We start from the raw sequence: 24,843 nt of genomic DNA, 5'->3' as shown, positions 1-24,843 counted from the left end.
GATATCCTGACCTGCCCGCTCACTGGAGCAGTGCGGCGGCCTTCACGGCCGTCACAGCGGTGTTGTAATTGTTGACGAGTTGCTGGACCGAGGCCGCCGACATGTCGAGCACCGGCTTCGGATAGATGCCGAACAGGATCGTCAGCGCGATCAGCGGGAACAGCGTCAGGCCCTCCCGGAAGGTGAGATCCTTCATGCTCATCAGCGACGGCTTGACCAGCGCCCCGAAGACGACCTTGCGGTAGAGCCACAGCGCGTAGCAGGCCGACAGGATCACGCCGAAGGTGGCGAAGAACGCGGTCGGGATCGAGACCTTGAAGGTGCCGAGCAGCGTCATGAATTCGCCGACGAAGCCGGAGGTGCCGGGCAGACCGACATTGGCCATGGTGAAGACCATGAAGGTCAGCGCGTAGAGCGGCATCCGGTTGACGAGGCCGCCATAGGCCGCGATGTCGCGGGTGTGCATGCGGTCGTAGACGATGCCGACGCAGAGGAACAGCGCGCCGGAGACGATGCCGTGCGAGATCATCTGGAACACGCCGCCGGCGACGCCCTGCATGGTACCGGCAAAGATACCCATGGTGACGAAGCCCATATGCGCCACCGAGGAGTACGCGATCAGCTTCTTCATGTCCTCCTGCATCAGCGCCACCAGCGAGGTGTAGATGATGGCGATGGTCGAGAGCGTGAACATCAGCGGCGCGAAGTCGTGCGAGGCCAGCGGGAACATCGGCAGCGAGAAACGCAGGAAGCCGTAGCCGCCCATCTTCAGCATGATCGCCGCCAGGACCACCGAGCCTGCGGTCGGCGCCTCGACGTGGGCGTCGGGGAGCCAGGTGTGCACCGGCCACATCGGCATCTTCACCGCGAACGAGGCGAAGAAAGCAAGCCACGCCCAGGTCTGCAGCGAGCGCGGCACGGCGGTGTGCATCAGGGTCGGGATATCGGTGGTGCCGCCGTTCCAGTACAGCGCCATGATGGCGAGCAGCATCAGGACCGAGCCGAGCAGCGTGTAGAGGAAGAACTTGAAGGACGCATAGACCCGGCGCGGACCGCCCCAGACCCCGATGATCAGGAACATCGGGATCAGGCCGCCTTCGAAGAACAGGTAGAACAGCACGAGATCGAGCGCCGAGAAGGTGCCGACCATTAGCGTTTCTAGGATCAGGAACGCCATCATGTATTCGCGGACGCGGTTGGTGATCGCCTTCCAGCTCGCGATGATGCAGAACGGCATGATGGCGGTGGTCAGGATCACCAGCGGCAGCGAAATGCCGTCCACGCCCATGTGGTAGGTGATGCCGGTGGCGAGCCAGTTCGCCTTCTCGACGAACTGAAAGTCGGCGCTCGACGCGTCGAAGCGCATGACCAGGATCACCGACACGGCGAAGGTGATCAGTGTGGTCCACAGCGCGATCCAGCGCGAGTTGCGCCGCGCCGCCTCGTCATCGCCGCGGCTGAGATAGACGATCAGCGCGCCGACCAGCGGCAGGAACGTCGTGACAGATAGAATTGGCCAGGTCGTCATTTACTGGCCTCCAAAGCCGAACATGAACCAGGTGATCAGGCCGGCGGCACCGATCAGCATGGCGAACGCGTAATGGTAGAGATAGCCGGTCTGGATCTTCACGACGTTGCGGGTGACGTCCAGCACGCGGGCCGAGACACCATCGGGGCCGAGGCCGTCGATGATGAAGCCGTCGCCCTTCTTCCAGAGCTGGTAGCCGATCCACTTCGCCGGACGGACGAAGATGATGTCGTAGAGCTCGTCGAAGTACCATTTGTTGAGCAGGAACTTGTACAGCATCGGCTGCGTGTTCGCGAGCTCGACCGGCAGATAAGGCCGGCGGATGTAGAACAGGTACGACACCAGGAAGCCCAGCACCATCATCACCGTCGGCAGGAAGGCGATGGTCTCGGGGATGTGGTGCATCTCCTCGATGATGTGCGGGTTCATCTTCACGGATTCGCGGAAGAACTCCTCGATGCCGTGACCGGCGAACAGCTCCTTGAACGGGAAGCCGGCCAGGATGGAGCCGACCGCGAGCACACCGATCGGAATCAGCATCCAGATCGGCGCTTCATGCGCAGCCTCGTAGTGATGCTCGTCATGCGGCTCGCCGTGGAAGGTCTTGAAGATCAGGCGCCACGAGTAGAACGAGGTCAGGCCGGCCGCGATGACCGTCATCAGGAAGCCGTACATCGCGAATGGATTATGCGAGGCGTAGGCAGACTCGATGATCGCGTCCTTGGAGAAATAGCCGGCGGTCAGCGGGAAGCCGGTGAGCGCGAGTGTGCCGACCACCATCACCGCGTAAGTGTAGGGGATCTTGCGCCACAGGCCGCCCATGTTGCGGATGTCCTGCTCGTGGTGCATCGCGTAAATCACCGAGCCGGAGCCCAAGAACAACAGCGCCTTGAAGAAGGCGTGCGTGAACAAATGGAACATGCCGACCGAATAGGCCCCTGCTCCCATCGCCACGAACATGTAACCGAGCTGCGAACAGGTCGAGTAAGCGACGATGCGCTTGATGTCGTTCTGGACGAGGCCGATGGTCGCCGCGAAGAACGCCGTGGTGGCGCCGAAGAACATCACGACGGCCTGCGCGTTCGGCGCGAGCTCGAATAGCGGCGACAGGCGCGCCACCATGAAGACGCCGGCGGTGACCATGGTCGCGGCGTGGATCAGCGCCGACACCGGGGTCGGGCCTTCCATCGCGTCCGGCAACCAGGTGTGCAGCAGGAACTGCGCCGATTTGCCCATCGCGCCCATGAACAGCAGCAGGCAGGTCAGGGTCAGTGCGTCGGCATGCCAGCCGAGGAAGTCGATGGTCTTGCCGGTCAGGCCGGGCGCAGCATGGAAGATGGTCTCGAAATCGGTCGAGCCGGCCAGCAGGAAGATCGCGAAAATGCCGAGCGCAAAACCAAAGTCGCCGACGCGGTTGACCACGAAGGCCTTGATGGCGGCAGCGTTCGCCGACGGCTTCTGGTACCAGAAACCGATCAAGAGGTAGCTCGCCAGACCCACGCCTTCCCAGCCGAAGAACAGCTGCACGAGGTTGTCCGCGGTCACCAGCATCAGCATGGCGAAGGTGAACAGCGAGAGATAACCGAAGAAGCGCGGCCGGTTCGGGTCCTCGTCCATGTAGCCGATGGAATAGAGGTGCACGAGCGAGGACACGGTGGTCACCACCACCAGCATCACGGCGGTGAGCGTGTCGACCCGCAGCGTCCAGTAGACCTGGAGATCGCCGGAGAGGATCCACGGCAGCAGCGGAATGCGCATGTCATGGTGCATGAAGCCGACATCGACCAGCGTCATCCAGGACAGCGCCGCCGACACGAACAGCAATGCCGTGGTGATCAGCTCGGCGCCGCGCGAGCCCGCCGCGGGCGGCTCGGAGACGTGGTGGTCATCGTGGCCGTCGCCGGGCTCGTGATGTGTCTCGTGGATGACCGACGCATCCTCATTGATCGTGTCGGACGCATGGGCGTGTGCGCCATGGCCGTGATCATCGTGATGCTCGACCGTGTCGCCCGAGGGGTTGCGGGCATGCGCGCCGAAAAGCGCGATCAAGCCGGCCAGAATGGCGCCCAGCAGAGGCAGGAAGACGATTGCCTGGACCATGATTTAATCTTTCCGCATGATCTGGTCGGAAAACCCGTATCCACTTTTCCGGATCATGCGATCAGCCCTTCATCAGATTGACGTCCTCAACCGCGATCGAGCCGCGGTTGCGGAAATAGACCACCAGGATGGCGAGACCGATCGCGGCTTCAGCGGCCGCGACGGTGAGCACCAGGAGCGCGAACACCTGCCCGACGATGTCGCCGAGGAAGGTCGAGAACGCCACGAGGTTGACGTTGACCGCGAGCAGGATCAGCTCGATCGACATCAGGATGACGATGATGTTCTTGCGATTCAGGAAGATGCCGAGGATCCCGAGCGTGAACAGGATCGCGCCGACCGCAAGATAGTGTCCGAGCCCGATCGTCATTTCACCCACTCCGCCGCGTCAGAATCCTGGAGCCCCTGCCCCGGCGTCACCTTGCGTATCGCCATCGCTATTTCGGGCGTGCGCGCGTTCTGAACGTTGATGTCCTGCCGCTTGACGCTCGCCTTGTGCCGCAGCGTCAGCACGATGGCGCCGATCATCGCGACCAGCAGCACCATGCCCGAGAGCTGGAAGTAGTGGATGTACTTGGTATAGAGCACCAGGCCCAGCGCCTCGGTATTGGAGACGTTGGTCGGGATCGCCGCCGTGATCGTCTTGGCGACGCCGGGGTTGATGACCCAGAAGCCGACCGTGAGCAGCAGCTCGAACAGGAAGATGCCGCCGATCACGAGGCCGACCGGGAGGTACTCGATAAAGCCTTCGCGCAGCTCGAGGAAGTCGACGTCGAGCATCATGATCACGAACAGGAACAGCACCGCGACGGCGCCTACATAGACGACGATCAGGATCATCGCGAGGAATTCGGCGCCCATCAACACGAACAGGCCGGAGGCGTTGACGAAGGCCAGGATCAGGTACAGCACGGAGTGCACGGGATTGCGCGAGACAATCACCATCACCGCCGAGGCGACGCAGACGCCGGCGAACAGATAGAAGAACAGCGCGGGAAGGATCATGCTCTCATCTCACCGGTACGGCGCGTCGAGTTCGATCGCTTTCGCGATCTCGCGTTCCCAGCGGTCGCCATTGGCGAGCAGCTTGGCCTTGTCATAGAACAGTTCCTCGCGGGTCTCGGTCGCGAACTCGAAGTTCGGACCTTCGACGATGGCATCGACCGGACAGGCTTCCTGGCAGAGGCCGCAATAGATGCACTTCACCATGTCGATGTCGTAGCGCACGGTCCGGCGGGTGCCGTCGTTGCGGCGCGGACCGGCCTCGATGGTGATGGCCTGGGCCGGGCAAACCGCTTCGCACAGCTTGCAGGCGATGCAGCGCTCTTCACCGTTCGGATAGCGCCGCAGCGCATGCTCGCCGCGGAAGCGTGGCGAGATCGGCCCCTTCTCGAAGGGATAGTTCAGCGTCGGCTTCGGCTGGAAGAAATAGCGCATGGCGAGGAAGAACGCCGAGACGAATTCCGACAGCAGAAGCGAGCGTGCAGTGGCGTTGATGTTGATACCCATGACGGCCCTCACTTCGGCGCGATGCCGGCAAAGTGCAGCACACCGGCCACCACGATCACCATCGCCAGCGACAACGGAAGGAAGACTTTCCAGCCGAGGCGCATCAGTTGATCGTAGCGGTAGCGCGGCACGATCGCCTTGGCCATCGCGAACAGGAAGAACATGAAGAACAGCTTCAGCGAGAACCAGATGATCCCCGGCACCCAATTGAAGGGCGGCAGGTCCACCGGCGGTAGCCAGCCTCCGAGGAACAGGATCGTCGCCATCGCGCACATCGTGGCAATCGCGACATACTCGCCGAGCATGAACAGCAGATACGGCGTCGAGCCGTACTCGACCATGAAGCCGGCGACGAGCTCGGATTCCGCTTCGACGAGGTCGAACGGCGGGCGGTTGGTTTCCGCCAACGCCGAGACGTAGAAGATCACGAACATCGGGAACAGCGGCCAGACGTACCAGTTCAGGATGGTGAGCTGCGGCAGCCCGATCAGGCTGGCGAGGCCGCGGACATGCTGCGCCTCGACCACGGCCGAGAGGTTCAGCGTGCCGGCGCAGAGCAGCACCGTGATGATGACGAAGCCGATCGAGACCTCGTAGGAGACCATCTGCGCCGCCGAGCGCAGCGCCGCGAGGAACGGATATTTCGAGTTCGACGACCAGCCGGCCATGATGATGCCGTAGATCGACAGCGACGAGATCGCGAAGATGAAGAGAACGCCGACATTGATGTCGGAGATCACCCAGCCGAGATTGGTCGGGATCACCGCCCAGGCCGCGAGCGCGAGCACGCATGAGACCAAGGGGGCAAGGAGAAACACGCCCTTGTTGGCGCCGGACGGGATGATCGGCTCCTTCAGCACGAACTTCAGGAGGTCGGCGAAGGATTGCAGCAGGCCCCAGGGACCGACCACGTTCGGGCCGCGGCGGATCTGCACCGCCGCCCAAATCTTGCGGTCGGCGAGCAGGATGTAGGCGATCGCCACCAGCAGGACGACCAGCACCAGGACGCTCTCCGCGATCATGATGATCAGCGGCCAGAGAAACCCGGTCCAGAATGCGCTTTCGAAGAATTCCATCGGCTCACTCCGCTGCGGTCAGCATCTGCCCGGAGGCAAGCCGCGAACACTCCGCCATCACGGCGGACGCACGCGCGATTGGGTTGGTCAAATAGAAGTCCTCGACAAGCGGCTTGAACGGAGCCTTCTCCGTTGTGCCGCCCTTCCCCGCGAGCTTCTTGATCTGATCGGCCGAGCCGGCCTCGATCTGATCGAGACGGATCAGATGCGGCACGGCCTTGAAGATCGCCTGGCGCAGGGCCGAAAGCGAATCATAGCCAAGCTTCTTGCCGAGCGCCTCCGACAGCGCGCGGACAATCGCCCAGTCCTCGCGAGCCTCGCCCGGCGGGAATGCGGCCCGTCCGGTCATCTGCACGCGGCCTTCGGTGTTGACGTAGATCGCCGACTTCTCGGTATAGGCGGCTGCCGGCAGGATCACGTCGGCGCGATGGGCGCCGCGGTCGCCGTGGGTGCCGATATAGACGACGAAGGTGCCGTCCGACGGCTTGATCTCGTCGGCGCCGAGCAGGAACAGCAGATCGAGCGTCCCGAACGTCGTCATCTGCGCCGCGTTCAGCCCGCCCTGACCGGCGACAAAGCCGATGTCGAGCGCACCGACGCGCGAGGCACTCTCATGCAGCACGCCAAAGCCGATCCAGCCGTCCTTGAGCGCGCCGACGTCGAGCGCGAGCTTGGCCGCGGCTGCGAGAATGGCGGCGCCGTCGTGGCGCGAGGCGGCGCCGGCACCGACCAGGATGATCGGGTTCTTGGCGTTCTTCAGCACGTCCATGAAGGAGTGCTTGCCGGCCGCGAGCTCACCGAGCGTCTCGGTGCCCGCGCCGAGGTGATCATAGTCGTAAGTCAGATCGGCCTTGGCGCCGATCACGCCGACCTTGAAACCGCCGGCGCGCCAGCGCTTGCGAATGCGGGCGTTGAACACGGCCGCCTCTTTCCGCGGATTGGCGCCGATGATGAGCAGCGCATCGGCCTGCTCGACGCCGGCGAGCGTCGGATTGAAAATGTAGGAGCCGCGGCCGAGCGCGGGATCGAAGGCATCGCCACCCTGCACCGCCAGATTGGCCGAGCCGTATTTGGCCAGCAAATCCTTCAGCGCGAACATCTCTTCGACGCCGGCGAGATCGCCCGCGATCGCGCCGATCCGCTTGCCGTCGGTGCGGGCCGCCTTGGAGGCGATCGCGGCAAAGGCCTCGGGCCAGCTGGCCGCGCGCAGCTTGCCGGCTTCGCGAATATAGGGCCGGTCGAGGCGCTGCGTGCGCAGGCCGTCGACGACGTGGCGGGTCTTGTCCGAGATCCACTCCTCGTTCACGGCCTCGTTGATGCGCGGCAGGATACGCATCACTTCGCGGCCGCGGGTGTCGACGCGGATCGCAGAGCCCACGCCGTCCATCACGTCGATCGACTGGGTCTTGCCGAGCTCCCACGGGCGCGCGGCGAAGGCATAAGGCTTCGAGGTCAGCGCGCCGACCGGGCAGATGTCGACGAGATTGCCCTGGAGCTCAGACGTCAGCGCGTGCTCGAGATAGGTCGTGATCTCCATGTCCTCGCCGCGGCCGGTCGCGCCCATTTCGGGGGCGCCGGCCACTTCCGCCGAGAAGCGGACGCAGCGGGTGCACTGGATGCAGCGGTTCATCGAGGTCTTGACCAGCGCGCCGAGATATTTGTCCTCGACGGCGCGCTTGTTCTCGGCGAAGCGGCTGGTGTCGACACCATAGCCCATCGCCTGGTCCTGCAGGTCGCACTCGCCGCCCTGGTCGCAGATCGGGCAATCCAGCGGATGGTTGATGAGAAGGAATTCCATCACGCCTTCGCGCGCCTTCTTCACCATCGGCGAACGGGTGGAGATTTCCGGCGGCTCGCCCCTGGGACCCGGACGGCAATCGCGCACGCCCCAGGCGCAGCTCGCGACCGGCTTCGGGCCGCCCTTCACCTCGACGAGGCACATCCGGCAATTGCCGGCGATCGACAGCCGCTCGTGATAGCAGAAGCGCGGAATCTCGGCGCCGGCCGCCTCGCACGCCTGAAGCAGCGTGTATTCGGCGGGGACATCGATCTCTTTACCGTCGATGATGAGCTTGGTCATTGTCTCTACTCCGCCGCGACCATGTTCACGGGATCGCGGACGCCGGCATCGTCGATGTCGGCCTTATGCGAATACTGGTCGATGCGCGCTTCGATCTCATGACGGAAATGCGCGATCAGGCCCTGGATCGGCCACGCCGCCGCGTCGCCGAGCGCGCAGATGGTGTGGCCTTCGACCTGCTTGGTGACTTCCAGCAGCATGTCGATCTCGCGCTTGTGGGCGCGACCGTCGGCCATGCGGGTCAAGACGCGCCACATCCAGCCGGTGCCCTCGCGGCATGGCGTGCACTGGCCGCAGCTCTCGTGCTTGTAGAAATAGGAGATGCGGGCGATGGCGCGGATCAAATCGGTCGACTTGTCCATCACGATCACGGCCGCGGTGCCGAGGCCCGAGCGCAGCTTGCTCAACGAGTCGAAATCCATCGGCGTGTCGATGATCTGCTCGGCCGGCACCATGCGCACCGAGGAGCCGCCGGGGATCACGGCCTTGAGGTTGTCCCAGCCGCCGCGGACGCCGCCGCAATGCTTCTCGATCAGCTCACGGAACGGAATGCCCATGGCCTCTTCGACGTTGCAGGGCCGCTCGACGTGGCCGGAAATGCAGAACAGCTTGGTGCCGACATTGTTCGGACGGCCGATGCCGGCGAACCACGCCGCGCCCCGGCGCAGAATGTCCGGCGCAACCGCGATCGACTCGACATTGTTGACGGTGGTCGGGCAGCCGTACAGGCCGACATTCGCCGGGAACGGCGGCTTCAGCCGCGGCTGGCCCTTCTTGCCTTCGAGGCTCTCGAGCAGCGCAGTTTCCTCGCCGCAGATGTAGGCGCCGGCGCCGTGGGCGACATAGATGTCGAACGGCCAGCCGTTGATATTGTCCTTGCCGACCAGCTTGGCCTCATAGGCCTGGTCGATCGCCGCCTGGAGATGCTCGCGCTCGCGGATGAACTCGCCGCGGACATAGATGTAGCAGGCATGCGCATTCATCGCACAGCTCGCGATCAGGCAGCCCTCGATCAGGAGATGCGGATCGTGCCGCATGATCTCGCGATCCTTGCAGGTCCCGGGCTCGGACTCGTCGGCGTTGACGACGAGATAGCTCGGCCGGCCGTCGGTCGATTCCTTCGGCATGAACGACCATTTCAGGCCGGTCGGGAAGCCGGCGCCACCGCGGCCGCGCAGGCCAGAGGCCTTCATCTCGTTGATGATCCAGTCACGGCCCTTGTCGATGATGTTCTTCGTTCCATCCCAGGCGCCGCGGCGCCGCGCGCCCTCGAGCCCCCAATCGTGGAGGCCGTAAAGGTTCTTGAAGATGCGGTCCTTGTCCTCGAGCATGTCAGTGCTTTCCGATCAACGGTTGGCTTGCTTGTAGGCAAGCCCGGCGGCGCAGACGGCAAAGGTCAGCGCCCAGAGCAGGCTGGATTCCAGCGACGCGCTGAGGGCGAAGCGCTGAAGCAGGAAAATGAATGTGGCCGCCACGGCGGAATGCATTGCGACGAAGCCCCACTTCTTCACAACACTGCTCCCTTCAACTCGCGGCGCCGAGAGATCACGCATCAGGTGATCTCCTTCAGCGTGGTCGGCCCACCGGTCGGCGCCGAGAACTGGCGGCCGTTCTGCGGACCGGGCTTGGGCGGATTGCCCGAAGCAAAGCCGTCAAGCACCTTGCCGAAGCTTTCCTTGGTCAGATCCTCATAGGTGTCCTTGCCGATCAGCACCATCGGCGCATTCACGCAGGCACCGAGGCACTCCACCTCCTCCCAGCTGAAATTGCCGTCCTTGGAGAGATGGAAGGGCTCGTGATGGATGCGGTGCTCGCAGACGTGGATCAGATCCTCGGCGCCGCGCAGGCGGCACGGCGTGGTGCCGCAGACCTGGATGTGGGCCTTCTTACCGACCGGGGCCAGCTGGAACATCGTGTAGAAGGTCGCGACCTCGAGCACGCGGATATAGGGCATATCGAGCATGTCGGCGACAGCGCGGATCGCGGCCTCCGAGACCCAGCCTTCGTGCTGTTCCTGAACGCGCCAGAGGATGGCGATGACGGCCGAAGCCTGGCGCCCGGCCGGATATTTCGCGATCTGCTGCTTGGCGAACGCGAGGTTCTCCTCCGTGAACGCAAAGCTCGCGGGCTGGACTTCCTTCGGTGCTAATCGGCGAACGGACATCTCTTCAATCTCTCATTGCATGCGGCGCGCGGTTTTCGCATTCAGGGCATTGATCCTGTCCTGCCAGAATGCGCTTGCGGTGCCGAAAACATTGTAGCCGACATGGGTGGAGACCTTGATGCGGTCGAGGATCGACAGCTCGGTCACCGTCTCCATACGCCTTGTGCTGGGATCGTAGACGATCAGCTTCAGCGGGGTGTGTTCGAGGATGTAGCGCGATACTGCGTGCGAGCGGTCGCTGCCGTGCTCCTCGCACATGACGACGCTGTCGGCCTGGAGCAGCCGGGCGCCGCCCTTGATCGCCTCGATCTCGACGCCCTCGACGTCGAGCTTGATCAGGTACTTGCCGGTGCTAGCGACCTTGCCGTCGTCGATCAGATTGTCGAGCGCGATGACCGGCACGTCCTCGCCGACCGCCGACGCATCGCCGGCAATGCTGAAAGCCTCGTGCTTGGTGCCTGACAGACGCGCGGTGCCACGGGCCGCGCCGATCGCGCATTTCATGGTCTCGAAGCGGCTGCCATTGATGCGGACGTTGTTGGCGAGCTTCGGATAGTTCTGCCCCGACGGCTCGATCGCGATCGCCTTGTGCGAACCGAACGGCTTGCTTGACACCAGCACCGACCAATAGCCGTAATTCGCGCCGCAATCGAGCAGCGTGTAGTCGACGTCGATGGAGTCGGCGAACAACAGCTCCAGCTCGTCCTCGTAATTGTAGGAGCGGTTGAGCAGCTTGCTCCAATAGCCGTCGCCGTAGGGAAATTCGAACACGGCGTCGGGGTTGAGCTTGATCGCGATGTTGCGCTCGGGCAGCGTCTTCCGCAGCAGATTGGCGCAGGCGATGTAGCCCATATGCGAGAAGTGCGACGAGATCTTCGATCCCGTCACCAGCGCCAAGGCAGCCGTCCGCTCCCACAGGTTGGCCCCTTCAAGGGCCCCCGAGGCGCGGTCAAACTGGATCGGCGCCTGCGCCATCACCGATCGACCTCTCCGAACACGATGTCGAGCGAGCCGAGGATCGCCGAGACGTCGGCGAGCAGATGACCGCGGCAGATGTGGTCCATGGCCTGCAGATGCGCAAAGCCCGGCGCGCGGATCTTGCACTTGTAGGGCTTGTTGGTGCCGTCCGAGATCAGAAAGACGCCGAACTCGCCCTTGGGCGCCTCGACCGCGGCATAGACCTCGCCGGCCGGCACGTGGACGCCTTCGGTGTAGAGCTTGAAGTGGTGGATCAGCGCTTCCATCGAGCGCTTCATCTCGCCACGGCGCGGCGGTGCGACCTTGTTGTCCTCGACGACGACGGGGCCCTTCCCGTCGGCTGCGTTCAGCTTCTGGATGCACTGCTTCATGATGCGCACGGACTGGCGCATCTCTTCCATGCGGATCAGATAGCGGTCGTAGCAGTCGCCGTTCTTGCCGATCGGGATGTCGAAATCCATCTCGGCGTAGCATTCATAGGGCTGCGACTTGCGCAGATCCCAGGCCGCGCCCGAACCGCGCACCATCACGCCGGAGAAGCCCCACTCCCAGGCTTCCTTCAGCGAGACGACGCCGATGTCGACGTTGCGCTGCTTGAAGATGCGGTTGGCGGTGAGCAGCCGGTCGAGATCTTCGACCACTTTCAGGAACGGATCACACCAGGCGTCGATGTCGTCGACCAGCTTCTGCGGCAGGTCCTGATGCACGCCGCCGACGCGGAAATAGGCTGCGTGCATGCGGCTGCCTGAGGCGCGCTCGTAGAATACCATCAACTTTTCGCGCTCTTCGAAACCCCACAGCGGCGGGGTCAGCGCGCCGACGTCCATCGCCTGCGTGGTGACGTTGAGCAGGTGCGACAGGATCCGGCCGATCTCGCAATAGAGCACGCGGATCAGCTGCGCGCGGCGCGGCACCTCGATGCCGAGCAGCTTTTCTGCAGCCATGCAGAAGGCGTGCTCCTGGTTCATCGGCGCGACGTAGTCGAGGCGGTCGAAATAAGGGATCGCCTGCAGATAGGTCTTCTGCTCGATCAGCTTTTCGGTGCCGCGGTGAAGCAGGCCGATATGCGGGTCGACGCGGGCGACGACCTCACCATCCAATTCAAGCACAAGACGAAGAACACCGTGCGCAGCTGGATGCTGCGGTCCGAAGTTGATCGTAAAGTTGCGAAGCTGTTCGGGTTGCTCGTTCATGATCAGACCTTCGGCCCCGCTTTTTCATCGCCCGGAAGGACCGGATAGTCGGCGCCCTCCCACGGGGACAAAAAGTCGAACTTGCGGAATTCCTGGTTGAGCCTGACCGGCTCGTACACCACCCGCTTCTCCTGGTCGTCGTAGCGGACCTCGAGGAAGCCGGTGGTCGGGAAATCCTTGCGCAGCGGATGACCCTCGAAGCCGTAATCGGTCAGGAGGCGGCGCATGTCGGGATGACCGACGAAGATCACGCCGTAGAGGTCGTAGGCCTCGCGCTCGAACCAGTCGGCGCCGGGAAACACCTCGATCAGCGACGGCACCTGCGTGGTCTCGTCGGCCTGGGCCTTGAGCCGGACCCGCGCGTTCAGGGTCGGTGACAGGAAGTGATAGATCACGTCGAAGCGCTTCTCGCGCGAGGGATAGTCCGCCGCCGTGATGTCGGTGAAATTGATGAAGCGGCAGTTCGGGTCGTCGCGGAGGTACTTGACCACCTCGACGATCTTGCTGACCTCGACATCGACCGTGAGCTGGTTGAAGGCCACCGAATGACCGATGGCGGCGCCCGGAAGCGCGCTAACGATCGTCTGCCCCAGGGCGTCGAGCTTGGCGTCGTCCATGACGTAAAACCTTAGCGTTCGATGGTGCCGGTGCGGCGGATCTTCTTCTGCAGCAGCAGCACGCCGTAGAGCAGCGCTTCCGCCGTGGGCGGGCAGCCCGGCACGTAGATGTCGATCGGCACGATACGATCGCAACCGCGCACGACCGAGTAGGAATAGTGATAGTAGCCGCCGCCGTTGGCGCAGGAGCCCATCGAGATGACGTAACGCGGCTCGGGCATCTGGTCGTAGACCTTGCGCAGCGCCGGCGCCATCTTGTTGGTCAGGGTCCCCGCGACGATCATCACGTCCGACTGACGCGGCGAGGCGCGCGGCGCGAAGCCGAAGCGCTCGACGTCGTAGCGCGGCATCGACACCTGCATCATCTCGACCGCGCAGCAGGCGAGACCGAAGGTCATCCACATCAGCGAGCCGGTACGCGCCCAGGTGATGAGGTCGTCGGTCGCGGCCACGAAGAAGCCCTTGTCGGACAGTTCCGAATTGACCTCGAGGAAGAACGGATCATTGGCCCCGCCCGGCTTGCCGGTCGACGGGTCAAGGATGCCCTTGGGGGCCGGCGCGAGAACCGGACCGGCGGACGACACAGGGTTCAATCCCATTCCAGTGCGCCTTTCTTCCATTCATAGGCGAACCCGACCGTCAGCACGCCAAGGAACACCACCATGGACCAGAAGCCGGTCGCGCCAAGCTTGCCGAACGCCACAGCCCAGGGAAACAGGAACGCCACCTCGAGGTCGAAGATGATGAAGAGGATGGCGACGAGATAGAAGCGGACGTCGAACTTCATGCGGGCGTCGTCGAAGGCGTTGAAACCGCACTCATACGCCGACAGCTTTTCCGGGTCAGGCTGCTGGAACGCCACGATGAACGGCGCGATCAGCAGCACCAGGCCAATGAGGCCCGCTACCCCTATGAAGACGACGAGTGGAAGATAGTTCTGCAGAATGCCGCTCATTGACGAGCCCTTTTTCCCGCAGCCTCGGGACAGCCACGGATTCGTCCAGTTTGGAATTGTTCTGAGCCTTAGCGCAGTGCACCAATGGGCGCAAGACACGCTCTTTTTAGGCCCTTTGTCGCCCTCAGAACGGTGGAAATCCCGGAATCACCCCGCGGCTGGTATGGAGCAGATCGACCGCCCCAGCAAGGGCGCCCCGATCAGTCCACACGCGCTGGGCCGTGACGTCCGTGGTTGGGAAGGCTCACTCTATCTAGGCCGCGACGCTGCAAAGTCCAGATTACAACGAGGCCAAGCGCGCCCATTATCGGGCGAGCGACCCGGGAGCCATGCATCACGATCGGACCCGGGCTCGTCTGGCGAATGCGTCGGGCAGGAGGCGCCCGCTTCGCCGCAGCGAAAAATGGGTGGCGAGCGCGGCGGCAACGTGGCTGGGTCGTCGCGCGCCGCGCTCGCATGAGCTTCGGGCCGGGGGGCATGGCCCGCGAGCTCATCGATCTCGTGGTGGAAGCCGGGTGACGAGCCGGTCAGGCTCTCACGATCGCCTTTCGCCTTTCCCCACCATTTGGCCTGTCCTCACCATTTGTAGGAAACGCTGGCGGTGACGCGCCGGCGGTCGCCGTAGAAGCAGGAGGACGCCGCCGCGCAGCTGGCGACGTAGATCTTGTCGGTCAAATTGACCACGTTCAGCGCGGTGCGCCAGTTCTGCCATTCATGGTGGAGCGCGAGATCGCCCAGCACGACCGCGGGAACCTCAAGGGTATTGGCCGCATCCGCCCACGACGAACCGATATAGCGGATGCCGCCGCCGAAGCCGAAGCCCGCCAGCGGCCCGTCCTTGAAGGTGTAGTCCGCCCAGCCGGACACCAGAAGCTCAGGCGTGTTGGTCGGGGTCTTGCCGACCAACGCCGGGTCCAGATCCCTGCTGTTGAACAAATGGTAGGCCGTGAACGAGCCGATCAGCTTCAGCTCGCGCGTGGCGTTCGCCACCGCTTCGAGCTCGATGCCGCGCGAGGTCACCTCCCCGGTCTGGTTCTGCAAGGTCGTGACGACAGGGTCGGTCGTTGCCACATGCTGACGTTTCAAGTCGAACACCGAAGCGGTGAAGTAGCCGTCAAATCCCCGCGGCGCGACCTTGACGCCGATTTCCGCCTGCTGGCCGGTCTCCGGCAGGAACAGCTGGTTTTGCGCGTTGAGGCCGATAATTGGATTGTAGCTTGTGGCGTACGACACATAGGGCGCGATGCCGTTGTCGAAATTGTAGATCAGCCCGGCGCGCCCGCTGAACCTGCTGTCGTCGCGGCTGGCGAGCGTGGCGCCGGTATCACGGCCAGCCTGCGTCGTCTCGACCCAATCGTTGCGGCCGCTCAGCACCAGCGTGAAGTTGCCGAGCTTCATCTGATCCTGAAGATAGGTGCCGGCCTGCTTCTGCGTAATCTGGAAGTTGCGGAACGGTGCGCCCGTCAACGGAATGTCAAATCCATAGGCGGGATTGAAGACGTTGATCGAAGGAACGGTGCCGAAGTTGAAAGCCTGATAGTCGTCGATCTGGTAGCCCTTCAAATCGACCCCGAACAGCATGGTGTGCCGCACCGCGCCGGTGTTGAAGCGGTACTCCAGCTGGTTGTCGAGATTGGCTTGGTTGGCGGTGTTCTTCGCATACCAATTGTAGCGACCAAGACTAGCCGTGTTGATGTCAGCCCAATTGTTGCCGACGTAGCCGCGATAGGTCACGTCGACATGGGCAAAGCGCGCATTTTGCCGGAATGTCAGATCGTCGGTGAGATTGCGCTCGACCTGATAGCCGAGCATCTCCTGCTCGCGCGTGAACTTGTCGACGCTGGGATCCCCGGCGAAAAAGCTGGTCGGGATCTTGCCGAACCGAGCGTTGGTCACCGTGCCCTCATAGGGCAGGAAGTTGATGCCTCGGGTTTCCTGCCGGGAAGCTGAAGCCAGCACCGTGAACGTCGTGTCGGCGTCCGGCTTCCAGGTCACCGAGGGCGCGATGAAGTAGTTGTTATCCGGCGTGAAATTGACCTGCGTGGGGCCGTTCTGGACCTGGCCGACGACGCGGTAGAACAGCTTGCCGTTCTCAGGGCTCGTCGCGACCGGACCGCCGACATCGAAGCCGACATAGGCATTGCCGAAATTGTTGACGCCGGTCTCGATGAAACGGACGGGCTCCGCGGGCGGCATCTTGCTGATGACGTTGACGATGCCGCTCGGGCTCGATCCGCCATAGAGCACGGCCGACGGACCGCGCAGCACCTCGACGCGCTCCATGTTGGGCGTCTGAAGCTTCCAGCTCGCATAGGACGTGTAGAACAGCTGCATGCCGTCGAGGAACAGTCCGACATCGTCGGACTTGAAGCCGCGGATCAGCCACCAGTCGTTGCGCGTGTCCGCGCCGAAGGTCCCGGCGCGGACGCCGGCGGCATAGCGCAGGACCTCGTCGAGCTTGTTCGCCTTCTGGTCGCGGATCTGCTCCGCGCCAATCACCGACACCGCCTGCGGCGTCTCCATGATCGGCGTGTTGGTCTTGGTGCCGGACGAGCTGCGGCCGGCGACGTAGCCGTGCACCGGCCCGCGTGGCGTCTCGACGAAACCGACATTGCGCGGCGGCGGCCTGCTCCGGCTGGCGGTCTGCTCGGATGATCGCGGCGCGCGGCGCTGGACGGAGGGCGCCGCCCGGCGGCGCGCTTCCGGCGCGGTGACGGTCACCGACGGAATGTTCTGCGCGCCACTCTGCGCAGGAGATTGTGCAAGCGATGCCTGCGGCAGCAAAACCCAGGCGGATGCGGTCGCCAATACGGCCGACCGCAGCATTCCAAGACTGTTCACGCGCAACCCCAAAACTGCGTGTTTTGATTGCACATGCTGTCGGCCCATGACGGCATGCGCTTGCGGTGACGCTTAGGGGAGCGCGCGCGAATTCCCTAATTGAAAGCCTCTTAGAAGGAGTCTTAGAAAGAGTCTTGGAAAGGGTCTTGGAAGCGATCCAACATGTTCCGGGATCGCCGAAACGTCAGCGCGAAATCTTCTCGCTCTCGAGCATCTCGGCGGCGATCGCCGTCAGCTGATCGACCTGCTGCAGCAAGGTCGCGAACTCGGCTTCGCTCAGATGTTCGCGCAAACGCCGATTGCGCTCCTGCGCACCGGCGACGATCGCATCATGTGCCGCAAGGCCCGTTGCGGTCAGCGAGACCAGCACCTCGCGGCTGTCTTTCGGGTTGGCCGATTTCGCGATCAGCTTGCGCGACACGAGTTCCGCAAGCGCGCGGCTGATCTGCCCCTTGTCCTGGCCGACGGCTTCCGCAAGCCGCGCCACGCTCATCGGCGGCCGCCGGCCGAGCGAGGCGACCAGGCCGAACTCGACCGATGACAATCCGGCGAGGCGCTTGTAGCGCAGGATGGCACCGCGCTTGAGCAGATTGGCCAGCACCATCAGCCGCGACGATAGCATGACGGTGATCGGCGCCGGCGACTGACTTTCGTCCGCATCGGACGATGTGCGCCCGGCCCTGCTTGATGTCTGGCTCATGGTCCACCTCTGCCAAGAAAGCCGCGGCGTGCCAAGTCTTGGTAGCGCGACCTCCCCAGCCTGATCCGAATGCGACTAAGAGGCATTTAGAAATCGTTGACATTATCATCTATCTAATCTTCACTTGGCACAAGGCATCAAAAATGGCCCGGCCGGTACGGCCAACTGCGGGAGGACCGGTATGAGCATCACCCAGCGGGATCGCGATCTCGGCACGGCCTATGCGATGAAGCCGGCGCACACCCGCACCGAGCTCACCTCGGTCGTGCGCGGCACGCCGATGGGCGAACTGCTCCGCCGCTACTGGCATCCGGTTGGCCTCATCAGTGACGCCACCGACACGCCGAAGAAAGTCCGCACGCTCGGCGAGGATCTGGTGCTGTTCCGCGACAAGCACGGCCGCGCCGGTTTGCTGCACGCTCGCTGCTGCCACCGCGGCACCACGCTCTATTATGGCAAGGTCGAGGAGGACGGCATCCGCTGCTGCTATCACGGCTGGAAGTTCGACACCGAGGGTCATTGCCTGGAGCAGCCCTGCGAGCCCGACGGCGGCCAGTTCAAGGACAAGGTGCGCCAGCCCTGGTATCCGGTCGAGGAACGCTACGGACTGATCTTCGCCTATATGGGCCCGGCCGAGAAACGTCCGGTGCTACCGGCCTATGAATGCCTGGAGACCATGGACGACGGCGAGTTCGTCGAGGCCGACGATTCCTCGATCGGCGGCGGCGGTCCCGCGATCATCCCCTGCAACTGGCTCCAGCATTTCGAGAATGTGGTCGATCCCTACCACGTGCCGGTGCTGCACGGCTCGTTCTCGGGTCCGCAATTCACCAACATGATGGCGTCGATGCCGGAGGTGACGTTCGACAAAACGCCGCGCGGCATCGCCGTACGCTCGATCCGCAAGCAGGATGACGGCCGTGTGTTTTACCGCGTCACCGAGGCGGCGCTCCCCACCTTGCGCGTCGTGCCGAACCCTCGCGTGGCGCAGTTCGCCCGCGTCGAGTCGCTTGGCTGGACGCTGCCGATCGATGACACCTCGTTCCGCATCTACGTCGCCGGTCGCGTCAAGAGCGCCGGCGACATCGGCCGCATGCGTTCGAAGTTCAACGGCAAATTCTGGTGGGACATGACCGAGGAAGAGCACCAGCAATTTCCGGGCGATTACGAAGCCCAGGTCGGCCAGGGACCGCAGACCATCCATTCCGAGGAGCATTTCGGCCAGAGCGACCGCGGCATCCTCATGATCCGGCGCATGCTGAGCGAGCAGCTCGAAGCGATGGAAGCAGGCCGCAATCCGATCGGAATCTCATTCGATGTGAACGCGCCTCCGGTCGAATTCGAAGCGGGGAATTACATCCGCGAAGGCTGACATGCCAGCTCCAATCAGGGCTGGACCGACAACGAGAACAACGACAAATTGGGGGAAGCGATGGTCGATGTGACGTCACAGATGTCGGTGCAAACGGCCGCCGCGGCAAAACCCTCGGCACGGCGCTATTACGTGCTCGGCCTGCTCACGATCATCTACGCGCTGAACTTCCTCGACCGCACGATCTTCAACGTCCTGATCGAGCCCATCAAGAAGGAATTCCAGCTCAGCGACACCATGATGGGCCTGCTCGCGGGCTTCGGCTTCGCCCTGTTCTATTCCCTGCTCGGCATTCCCATCGCGCGCGTCGCCGACCGGCTCAACCGGCGCAACATCGTCGCCGCTGCGTTCGCGTTCTGGAGTGCGATGACGGCGTTGTGCGGCGCCGCTTCGAGCGTCACTTCGCTGGCGCTGGCGAGGATCGGCGTCGGCATCGGCGAATCCGCGGGCTCTCCCGCCTCGCAATCGATCGTCGCTGATCTCTTTGCCAAGAATGAGCGTCCGCGCGCGCTCGGCATCTACGCCGTCGGCACCTATCTCGGCGTCTTCCTCGGCTATTTCGTGGGCGGGTACGTCAACCAGCACTATGGCTGGCGGATGGCATTCTACGTCGCGGGCCTGCCCGGTATCCTGCTCGCTATTGTCCTGTGGCTGACGATCTCCGAGCCGAAGCGCGGCGCCATGCAGGAGACTTTCGTGCCTGAGCCGCTCGGGCCGACCCTGCGCTTCCTGGCCTCGCAGCAGAGCTTCATCATCGTGCTGATCGGCTTCTGTCTCACCACTTACACGAACTATGCGACCGCGGCGTGGATACCGCCGTTCCTCGCGCGCGTGCACCATCTGTCGAGCGCCGAGATCGGCACCTATGCCGGCACCTTCAAGGGGCTCGCCGGCATGGCGGGCACCCTGCTCGGCGGCTTCGTGGTGGCGCAGATCAGCCGCCGCGACGATCGCTGGAAGCTGTGGGCGCCCGCCATCACCTCGGGCCTTGCCGGCCCGGTGTTCGCGCTGTGCATGCTGACGCAGGACTTTGCGATGATGGTGGCCACGCTGGCGCTGACCTCGTTCCTGGTCGGCTTCCATCTCGGACCGATCTTCGCGATCGCGCAGACGGTGGCCAAGCCGAGCATGCGGGCGCTGGCCTCCGCCCTGATCGCGCTCACCGCCACCTGCTTCGGCCAGGGCGTCGGGCCGCTCGCGGTAGGCGTGGTCAACGATGCCCTGAAGGGCGCTTACGGCGCCGAGGCCGTGCGCTATTCCCTGCTTTCGGCGGCGGTCACGACCACGCTGGGGGCGCTCCTGTTCGTCTGGGCGGCGCGCTCGATCCGGAACGATATCGGCCGGGCGGCCGTCTGAGGCCGGTGCAGACCGCAAGCCCGGCGAAACCAACCGGGCGTATTCATGAAACCATTTTGCGGAACCCGCGAAACCATCCGGAAACAGACGGTCCTTACAAGAAGAGCCATAGACGGCGGCAAAGCCCGTCGGGAGGCTCAGATGAACCACTCCATTCACTCTGCTGATCGTGCGACCCACCTGAAGATCGTGGTGGTGGCGCTGGTGGCCGGCATCACGGTGGCCGGCTTCGGGATCGCAGCCCGCACCAATGCCGATTACAGCCAGACCGCCCAATCCGCCCACGTGATCAAGGCCGGCAAGCCGGTCGTGGTGACCAGCGCCGGGACGTCGGAGATCCGCTGAGGATCAAAAAGGTCCGGTTTGATACCGAACGGCCGCCTTCGGGCGGCCTCTTTGATTCAGGCGATGGGGTGATGCTCCGATATGGATCGGGTCAATAGCTGCCGCAGCAGTGCTTGAATTTGTCGCCTGAACCGCAGGGACAGGGATCATTGCGGCCGACACCGCTCTGCCCATAACGCAGCCGGTTGAGGGCCTTCCTGTTCTGCTCCAGGATCATCTTGCGGCGCGTCTCCTGCACGCCGATCACGGCAGCATTGTCGCCGGCGTCCCAGAACGCCTGCGGCTTCAGATGGGCGAGCTTGCCGCTGACATAGACCGGGTAGAACCAGCCGAGCGTTCCGTCGCGCAGGCGCTGCAGCGTCGTCAAATCGTAGAGGAAGAAACCTGCGTCCAGCAGCATCGCGTTGATGTCCTGGAAGTCGTCAACGTCAGTCTCGCAGACGACAACGCTGCAATTCTCGAGCACGTACCGCGCGCCCTTCAGTGCGGCCTGTTCCGCGCCCTGCACATCGAGCTTGAGCAGGAACGGCGGCTTGAGCGACAGCTCCTCGACCAGCGCATCAAGCGTCGTCGCCGGCACTTTCACCTTGCTGGTGGAGAGGTCGTTGACCCGCGACCAGTAGACGTCGCCGGCGGGGCGCAGCGATGACCAGTAGGGATGCACCGATTCCGTGATCTCGATCTCGCCCTCGTGGTCGGTGATGGCGCAAATGCGATAGTGCCCGCCAAGCACCTCCTTGATCGCCTTGAGGGAGTCCTCGTAGATCCTGTTAGCATCGACGTTCAGTGGCACCGCACCGCCGAGGCACGACTGATGGTTGAGCACGAAGTGCCCATCGGCGCAGCCCAGATCGATGACGGTGCCGTAGCGCACGCCCTTCGCGAACAAATTCTGCAACGTCGCGCTGAAATCGGCTGCCTGCATCAAATCGATCCGAACAATCCCGGATTGAGCGGTACCATGCGATCGACGGCGCGATCAATCCGGCGCCTGACGGCCGTGGCGCGGGCGAGAGATTTTGCGTGGGTCAAAGACCAAAAAGCACGCGGAAGTCGGGGCGCGCCGGACCCGGGATCGAAGCGAGATCAGGATTTGAAGGTAAGGGTATGAAAGGATTGCCAAAAATGGCGCGAGAGACGGGGCTCGAACCCGCGACCTCCGGCGTGACAGGCCGGCGCTCTAACCAACTGAGCTACTCCCGCGTGACACGCAAATGTCTGCGGAACGAGGGGGGACTTAAAGGCCGGACCTGTTGAAGTCAAGGATGTTGCATCCACAGCCGGAACGATCGGTTTTCCGCTGAGAGCGCGCACGAACGTGACCCTCGCCCGCGGGCCTGACGTGTCAGTCCAGCCCCGAATCGTCTACCCCTCCGGGAACTTGCGGGGTTTGGGAGCCGTCATCCCGACCACCGGCAGGAATCGAGGAGGCCAGACATGGCTAAGAAAGACTCGGCCAAGAAGGATTCGGCGAAGAAGGCAGCCGCTCCCGCCACCATCACGCTCAAGCACCTCGCCGCCGACATTGCGGAGAGCCAGGACCTGTCGAAGAAGCGCGCCGAGGCCGTTCTGACCGACATGGTCGACCTCATCACCAAGCATCTGAAGAAGGGCGACCGCGTCCGGATCGTCGGGCTTGGAATCCTGCAGGTGCGCAAGCGCGCCGCCCGCACCGGCCGTAATCCCGCCACGGGCGAGCCCATCCACATCAAGGCCAGCAAGAAGGTCGCCTTCCGCCCGGTCAAGGAGCTGAAAGAGGCGATCTGACCACTCACGTTTCGTTAAGCCTGATCGGCTTGCTCCGGCCGCAACGCGGCCCAGTTTTCTGGTATACCGCCTCTCTCACCTCACTCGGCGGTTTGACCAGAAATGTCCTCCCTCACCTTTTCGCACACCGTGACCGAGCGCTTCCTGCGCTACGTCACCATCGACACCCAGTCCGATCCGGAATCCCCGAGCTCGCCCTCGACGGAGAAACAGAAGGATCTCGGCCGTGTGCTCGCCGCCGAGCTCAGGGAAATGGGCGTCGAGGACGCTCATCTCGACGATTACGGCTACGTCTACGGAACGATCCCGGGCAACACACCCAAGAAGGTGCCGGTGATCTGCTTCTGCTCGCACATGGACACCTCGCCCGACGTCACCGGCAAGGACGTCAAACCGCAAATGGTGAAGAACTATCGCGGCGGCGATATCACCCTCCCAGGCGACACCAGCCAGGTGATCCGCTTCGCCGAGCATCCGGCGCTGAAGAACCAGATCGGCAACGACATCATCACCACCGACGGCACCACGCTGCTCGGCGCCGACAACAAGGCCGGCGTCGCCGAGATCATGGATGCCGCGCATTTCTTCATCAACAACCCGCAAGTGAAGCACGGCACCATCAAGATCCTGTTCACGCCTGACGAGGAGATCGGCCGCGGCGTCGACAATGTCGACATCAAGAAGCTGGGCGCCGAGTTCGGCTACACCATGGACGGCGAGAGTGCGGGCAGCGTCGAGGACGAGACCTTCTCGGCGGACGGTGCCACCATCACCATCAACGGCGTCAGTGCCCACCCCGGCTACGCCAAGGGCAAGATGGAGCATGCCATCAAGATCGCCGCCGCCATCGTCGAGCGCCTGCCCCGGGAAGGCTGCTCGCCCGAGACGACATCAGGCAAGCAGGGCTTTCTGCATCCGATCGGCATCGAGGGTGCGCTGGAGCAGGCGACGCTCTCCTTCATCGTGCGCGACTTCACCGAGGAAGGGCTGAAGGAGAAGGAGATCCTGCTCGAGAACATCGTCAAGGACGTGATGAAGGATTTTCCGCGCTCGACCTACACATTCGAAGTGCGGGAGCAGTACCGCAACATGAAGCAGGTGATCGATCGCCACCCGCACATTCTCGAATACGCCATCGAAGCGATCCGCCGCGCCGGCCTGCGCCCGATGCGCACCGCGATCCGCGGCGGCACCGACGGCTCCCGCCTCTCCTTCATGGGCCTGCCCTGCCCCAACATCTTCGCCGGCGAGCACGCATTTCACTCCCGGCTCGAATGGGTCAGCCGGCAGGACATGGAGAAGGCGGTGCAGACGATCGTCCACCTCGCCATGATCTGGGAGGAGAAGGCCTAGCGCCTCTCGTCAAAGCACCATGGCCGGGATCGCTCCCGGCTATCGGTTGGGCGCGACCCGTCGTCGGTCTTGGACATGCAATCGATGCAACACATTGTGTCTGGTCGCGCCAGGCTTGCAACCGAGGTTGCAGGCAGCGGCACTGCGACGGTCTTTCTTCATGCCAACGTGTGCGACCGTCGCATGTGGCGCGCCCAATTGAATGGAATGAGCGCCACTCACAAGACGGTCGCGTATGATCGACGGGGGTTCGGCGAAACTCGCGCCGAGCCGGAGGACTTTTCCGCACTCGCAGACCTGGTCGCGGTGCTGGAGGCTACCGCAGACGACCAGCCCGCAATCCTCGTTGGCTGCTCCCTCGGCGGCCGCATCGCGCTCGACGCCGCCCTCCGGCATCCGTCGCGTGTTCGGGCCCTCGTTCTGATCGCGCCGAATGTCGCAGGCGCAGCCGATCCGGTCTACACCCCTGACATCGAGACGCTGATAATCCAATCGAGGCAGGCCGAGGCATCCGGCGATCTCGGTCGGTTGAACGCCATGAAGGCGCGCCTCTGGCTTGATGGACCGCTGGCGCCCGAAGGCCGCGTAGTCGGTGCCGCTCGCGATTTGCTCCTTGATATGAACGGCATAGCGCTCCGGTGCCCGCCATTCGGATCGGAGGTCGACATTCGCCCCTTCTTCCACCGGCTTCATGAAATCGCGGTACCAACCCTGGTTGTATGGGGCGACCTGGATTTCCCCTACGTCCAGGAACGCTGTCGCCAAGTCGTCGCGTCAGTCCCAGACGCAGAGAGCCACGAAATGCCGGGCGTGGCACATCTCCCTAACCTGGAGCGCCCGGCGGAAATCACAACTCTCATTGCCGAGTTTATCCGCCGGCGCGCCGGGACCGACAGGTAGACAGCAACA

Annotated in this window: 24 protein-coding genes and 1 tRNA gene; 6 read left to right on the top strand and 19 right to left on the bottom strand. The window is 63.6% G+C overall.

What is annotated here, in order from left to right:
• Nucleotides 1–19: 19 nt before the first annotated feature.
• From AC0L3K_RS02960 to AC0L3K_RS02880, 17 genes are all read right to left on the bottom strand, one after another.
• Nucleotides 20–1,528, bottom strand: coding sequence for an NADH-quinone oxidoreductase subunit M (locus AC0L3K_RS02960; RefSeq protein WP_007603561.1), 1,509 nt, complete (start codon nucleotides 1,526–1,528; stop codon nucleotides 20–22).
• Nucleotides 1,529–3,628 carry an NADH-quinone oxidoreductase subunit L gene (gene nuoL, locus AC0L3K_RS02955; protein WP_007603560.1) on the bottom strand — a complete coding sequence of 700 codons (2,100 nt, stop codon included), beginning with the start codon at nucleotides 3,626–3,628 and terminating at the stop codon, nucleotides 1,529–1,531.
• A gap of 61 nt (nucleotides 3,629–3,689) precedes the next feature.
• A complete protein-coding gene (nuoK, locus tag AC0L3K_RS02950; protein WP_007603558.1) occupies nucleotides 3,690–3,998 on the bottom strand; it encodes an NADH-quinone oxidoreductase subunit NuoK in 309 nt (102 codons plus the stop codon).
• Nucleotides 3,995–4,633, bottom strand: coding sequence for an NADH-quinone oxidoreductase subunit J (locus AC0L3K_RS02945; RefSeq protein WP_007603557.1), 639 nt, complete (start codon nucleotides 4,631–4,633; stop codon nucleotides 3,995–3,997). Before AC0L3K_RS02945 ends, nuoK begins: the two co-directional genes overlap by 4 nt.
• A 9-nt stretch (nucleotides 4,634–4,642) precedes the next feature.
• On the bottom strand, nucleotides 4,643–5,131 hold the full coding sequence (gene nuoI, locus AC0L3K_RS02940) for an NADH-quinone oxidoreductase subunit NuoI (RefSeq protein WP_026232873.1): 489 nt from the start codon (nucleotides 5,129–5,131) through the stop codon (nucleotides 4,643–4,645).
• A gap of 14 nt (nucleotides 5,132–5,145) precedes the next feature.
• Nucleotides 5,146–6,213 (bottom strand): NADH-quinone oxidoreductase subunit NuoH, encoded by a 1,068-nt coding sequence (nuoH, locus tag AC0L3K_RS02935; protein ID WP_007603555.1) that lies wholly within the window; start codon nucleotides 6,211–6,213, stop codon nucleotides 5,146–5,148.
• Between the two features lie 4 nt (nucleotides 6,214–6,217).
• Nucleotides 6,218–8,293 (bottom strand): NADH-quinone oxidoreductase subunit NuoG, encoded by a 2,076-nt coding sequence (gene nuoG / locus AC0L3K_RS02930; protein ID WP_473365469.1) that lies wholly within the window; start codon nucleotides 8,291–8,293, stop codon nucleotides 6,218–6,220.
• 5 nt (nucleotides 8,294–8,298) lie between these two features.
• A complete protein-coding gene (gene nuoF / locus AC0L3K_RS02925; RefSeq protein ID WP_219682216.1) occupies nucleotides 8,299–9,624 on the bottom strand; it encodes an NADH-quinone oxidoreductase subunit NuoF in 1,326 nt (441 codons plus the stop codon).
• A 15-nt stretch (nucleotides 9,625–9,639) separates the two neighbouring features.
• Nucleotides 9,640–9,846: a hypothetical protein gene (locus tag AC0L3K_RS02920; RefSeq protein ID WP_007603552.1), complete on the bottom strand. Its 207-nt coding sequence runs from the start codon at nucleotides 9,844–9,846 to the stop codon at nucleotides 9,640–9,642.
• Nucleotides 9,846–10,457, bottom strand: coding sequence for an NADH-quinone oxidoreductase subunit NuoE (nuoE, locus tag AC0L3K_RS02915; RefSeq protein WP_219682217.1), 612 nt, complete (start codon nucleotides 10,455–10,457; stop codon nucleotides 9,846–9,848). Before nuoE ends, AC0L3K_RS02920 begins: the two co-directional genes overlap by 1 nt.
• Before the next feature lie 12 nt (nucleotides 10,458–10,469).
• Entirely contained in the window at nucleotides 10,470–11,432 is a 963-nt protein-coding gene (locus AC0L3K_RS02910) for an FkbM family methyltransferase (protein WP_219682258.1), read from the bottom strand.
• A complete protein-coding gene (locus AC0L3K_RS02905; protein ID WP_007603549.1) occupies nucleotides 11,432–12,628 on the bottom strand; it encodes an NADH-quinone oxidoreductase subunit D in 1,197 nt (398 codons plus the stop codon). The genes AC0L3K_RS02910 and AC0L3K_RS02905 overlap by 1 nt, the downstream gene beginning before the upstream one ends.
• A gap of 2 nt (nucleotides 12,629–12,630) precedes the next feature.
• Complete coding sequence (locus AC0L3K_RS02900) at nucleotides 12,631–13,245, bottom strand: NADH-quinone oxidoreductase subunit C (RefSeq protein WP_007603539.1); 615 nt, start codon at nucleotides 13,243–13,245, stop codon at nucleotides 12,631–12,633.
• An 11-nt stretch (nucleotides 13,246–13,256) separates the two neighbouring features.
• Nucleotides 13,257–13,844 carry a NuoB/complex I 20 kDa subunit family protein gene (locus tag AC0L3K_RS02895; RefSeq protein WP_473365468.1) on the bottom strand — a complete coding sequence of 196 codons (588 nt, stop codon included), beginning with the start codon at nucleotides 13,842–13,844 and terminating at the stop codon, nucleotides 13,257–13,259.
• A complete protein-coding gene (locus tag AC0L3K_RS02890; protein ID WP_007603535.1) occupies nucleotides 13,835–14,200 on the bottom strand; it encodes an NADH-quinone oxidoreductase subunit A in 366 nt (121 codons plus the stop codon). Before AC0L3K_RS02890 ends, AC0L3K_RS02895 begins: the two co-directional genes overlap by 10 nt.
• A 576-nt stretch (nucleotides 14,201–14,776) precedes the next feature.
• On the bottom strand, nucleotides 14,777–17,026 hold the full coding sequence (locus AC0L3K_RS02885; protein WP_473365489.1) for a TonB-dependent siderophore receptor: 2,250 nt from the start codon (nucleotides 17,024–17,026) through the stop codon (nucleotides 14,777–14,779).
• A gap of 199 nt (nucleotides 17,027–17,225) precedes the next feature.
• Entirely contained in the window at nucleotides 17,226–17,741 is a 516-nt protein-coding gene (locus AC0L3K_RS02880; RefSeq protein WP_007603531.1) for a MarR family winged helix-turn-helix transcriptional regulator, read from the bottom strand.
• 181 nt (nucleotides 17,742–17,922) lie between these two features.
• On the opposite strand from AC0L3K_RS02880, the gene AC0L3K_RS02875 reads away from it, so the two are divergent.
• The 3 genes from AC0L3K_RS02875 (at nucleotide 17,923) to AC0L3K_RS02865 (ending at nucleotide 20,814) form a co-directional block, all read left to right on the top strand.
• Nucleotides 17,923–19,113: an aromatic ring-hydroxylating dioxygenase subunit alpha gene (locus AC0L3K_RS02875; RefSeq protein ID WP_007603530.1), complete on the top strand. Its 1,191-nt coding sequence runs from the start codon at nucleotides 17,923–17,925 to the stop codon at nucleotides 19,111–19,113.
• 60 nt (nucleotides 19,114–19,173) lie between these two features.
• The gene (locus AC0L3K_RS02870; RefSeq protein WP_473365467.1) at nucleotides 19,174–20,469 is read left to right on the top strand and encodes a spinster family MFS transporter; all 1,296 of its coding nucleotides are present in this window, start codon (nucleotides 19,174–19,176) and stop codon (nucleotides 20,467–20,469) included.
• Nucleotides 20,470–20,610: 141 nt separating this feature from the next.
• Nucleotides 20,611–20,814: a hypothetical protein gene (locus tag AC0L3K_RS02865; RefSeq protein WP_026232877.1), complete on the top strand. Its 204-nt coding sequence runs from the start codon at nucleotides 20,611–20,613 to the stop codon at nucleotides 20,812–20,814.
• Nucleotides 20,815–20,905: 91 nt separating this feature from the next.
• Here AC0L3K_RS02865 and AC0L3K_RS02860 read toward each other — a convergent pair whose 3' ends face one another.
• Both AC0L3K_RS02860 and AC0L3K_RS02855 read right to left on the bottom strand, forming a co-directional pair.
• Nucleotides 20,906–21,739, bottom strand: a complete 834-nt coding sequence (locus AC0L3K_RS02860) for an FkbM family methyltransferase (protein WP_219682218.1) — start codon at nucleotides 21,737–21,739, stop codon at nucleotides 20,906–20,908.
• A 201-nt stretch (nucleotides 21,740–21,940) separates the two neighbouring features.
• Nucleotides 21,941–22,017 (bottom strand) — tRNA-Asp (locus AC0L3K_RS02855).
• 234 nt (nucleotides 22,018–22,251) lie between these two features.
• Here AC0L3K_RS02855 and AC0L3K_RS02850 point away from each other — a divergent pair.
• From AC0L3K_RS02850 to AC0L3K_RS02840, 3 genes are all read left to right on the top strand, one after another.
• Nucleotides 22,252–22,581, top strand: a complete 330-nt coding sequence (locus AC0L3K_RS02850) for an HU family DNA-binding protein (RefSeq protein WP_007603525.1) — start codon at nucleotides 22,252–22,254, stop codon at nucleotides 22,579–22,581.
• 102 nt (nucleotides 22,582–22,683) lie between these two features.
• Nucleotides 22,684–23,934, top strand: coding sequence for a peptidase T (pepT, locus tag AC0L3K_RS02845; protein WP_219682219.1), 1,251 nt, complete (start codon nucleotides 22,684–22,686; stop codon nucleotides 23,932–23,934).
• Between the two features lie 84 nt (nucleotides 23,935–24,018).
• A complete protein-coding gene (locus AC0L3K_RS02840) occupies nucleotides 24,019–24,834 on the top strand; it encodes an alpha/beta fold hydrolase (protein ID WP_219682220.1) in 816 nt (271 codons plus the stop codon).
• Nucleotides 24,835–24,843: the final 9 nt, after the last annotated feature.

This window comes from Bradyrhizobium sp. MI1.10 (assembly GCF_055811035.1).
Note: the sequence above shows the minus strand (reverse complement) of the source record. Positions and strands in the feature narration are given on the sequence as shown.

Bases quoted from the DNA above. Each gene is read 5' to 3' on its own strand.
- AC0L3K_RS02945 (WP_007603557.1), bottom strand. From the start codon at position 4,633: ATGATCCTTCCCGCGCTGTTCTTCTATCTGTTCGCCGGCGTCTGCGTC.
- AC0L3K_RS02890 (WP_007603535.1), bottom strand. From the start codon at position 14,200: ATGAGCGGCATTCTGCAGAACTATCTTCCACTCGTCGTCTTCATAGGG.
- AC0L3K_RS02875 (WP_007603530.1), top strand. From the start codon at position 17,923: ATGAGCATCACCCAGCGGGATCGCGATCTCGGCACGGCCTATGCGATG.
- nuoE (WP_219682217.1), bottom strand. From the start codon at position 10,457: ATGTCCGTTCGCCGATTAGCACCGAAGGAAGTCCAGCCCGCGAGCTTT.
- AC0L3K_RS02880 (WP_007603531.1), bottom strand. From the start codon at position 17,741: ATGAGCCAGACATCAAGCAGGGCCGGGCGCACATCGTCCGATGCGGAC.
- nuoH (WP_007603555.1), bottom strand. From the start codon at position 6,213: ATGGAATTCTTCGAAAGCGCATTCTGGACCGGGTTTCTCTGGCCGCTG.
- AC0L3K_RS02895 (WP_473365468.1), bottom strand. From the start codon at position 13,844: ATGGGATTGAACCCTGTGTCGTCCGCCGGTCCGGTTCTCGCGCCGGCC.
- AC0L3K_RS02870 (WP_473365467.1), top strand. From the start codon at position 19,174: ATGGTCGATGTGACGTCACAGATGTCGGTGCAAACGGCCGCCGCGGCA.
- nuoL (WP_007603560.1), bottom strand. From the start codon at position 3,628: ATGGTCCAGGCAATCGTCTTCCTGCCTCTGCTGGGCGCCATTCTGGCC.
- AC0L3K_RS02910 (WP_219682258.1), bottom strand. From the start codon at position 11,432: ATGGCGCAGGCGCCGATCCAGTTTGACCGCGCCTCGGGGGCCCTTGAA.
- AC0L3K_RS02860 (WP_219682218.1), bottom strand. From the start codon at position 21,739: ATGCAGGCAGCCGATTTCAGCGCGACGTTGCAGAATTTGTTCGCGAAG.
- pepT (WP_219682219.1), top strand. From the start codon at position 22,684: ATGTCCTCCCTCACCTTTTCGCACACCGTGACCGAGCGCTTCCTGCGC.
- AC0L3K_RS02905 (WP_007603549.1), bottom strand. From the start codon at position 12,628: ATGAACGAGCAACCCGAACAGCTTCGCAACTTTACGATCAACTTCGGA.
- AC0L3K_RS02850 (WP_007603525.1), top strand. From the start codon at position 22,252: ATGGCTAAGAAAGACTCGGCCAAGAAGGATTCGGCGAAGAAGGCAGCC.
- nuoG (WP_473365469.1), bottom strand. From the start codon at position 8,293: ATGACCAAGCTCATCATCGACGGTAAAGAGATCGATGTCCCCGCCGAA.
- AC0L3K_RS02960 (WP_007603561.1), bottom strand. From the start codon at position 1,528: ATGACGACCTGGCCAATTCTATCTGTCACGACGTTCCTGCCGCTGGTC.
- AC0L3K_RS02900 (WP_007603539.1), bottom strand. From the start codon at position 13,245: ATGGACGACGCCAAGCTCGACGCCCTGGGGCAGACGATCGTTAGCGCG.
- AC0L3K_RS02885 (WP_473365489.1), bottom strand. From the start codon at position 17,026: ATGCTGCGGTCGGCCGTATTGGCGACCGCATCCGCCTGGGTTTTGCTG.
- nuoF (WP_219682216.1), bottom strand. From the start codon at position 9,624: ATGCTCGAGGACAAGGACCGCATCTTCAAGAACCTTTACGGCCTCCAC.
- AC0L3K_RS02865 (WP_026232877.1), top strand. From the start codon at position 20,611: ATGAACCACTCCATTCACTCTGCTGATCGTGCGACCCACCTGAAGATC.
- nuoK (WP_007603558.1), bottom strand. From the start codon at position 3,998: ATGACGATCGGGCTCGGACACTATCTTGCGGTCGGCGCGATCCTGTTC.
- AC0L3K_RS02840 (WP_219682220.1), top strand. From the start codon at position 24,019: ATGCAACACATTGTGTCTGGTCGCGCCAGGCTTGCAACCGAGGTTGCA.
- AC0L3K_RS02920 (WP_007603552.1), bottom strand. From the start codon at position 9,846: ATGCGTGATCTCTCGGCGCCGCGAGTTGAAGGGAGCAGTGTTGTGAAG.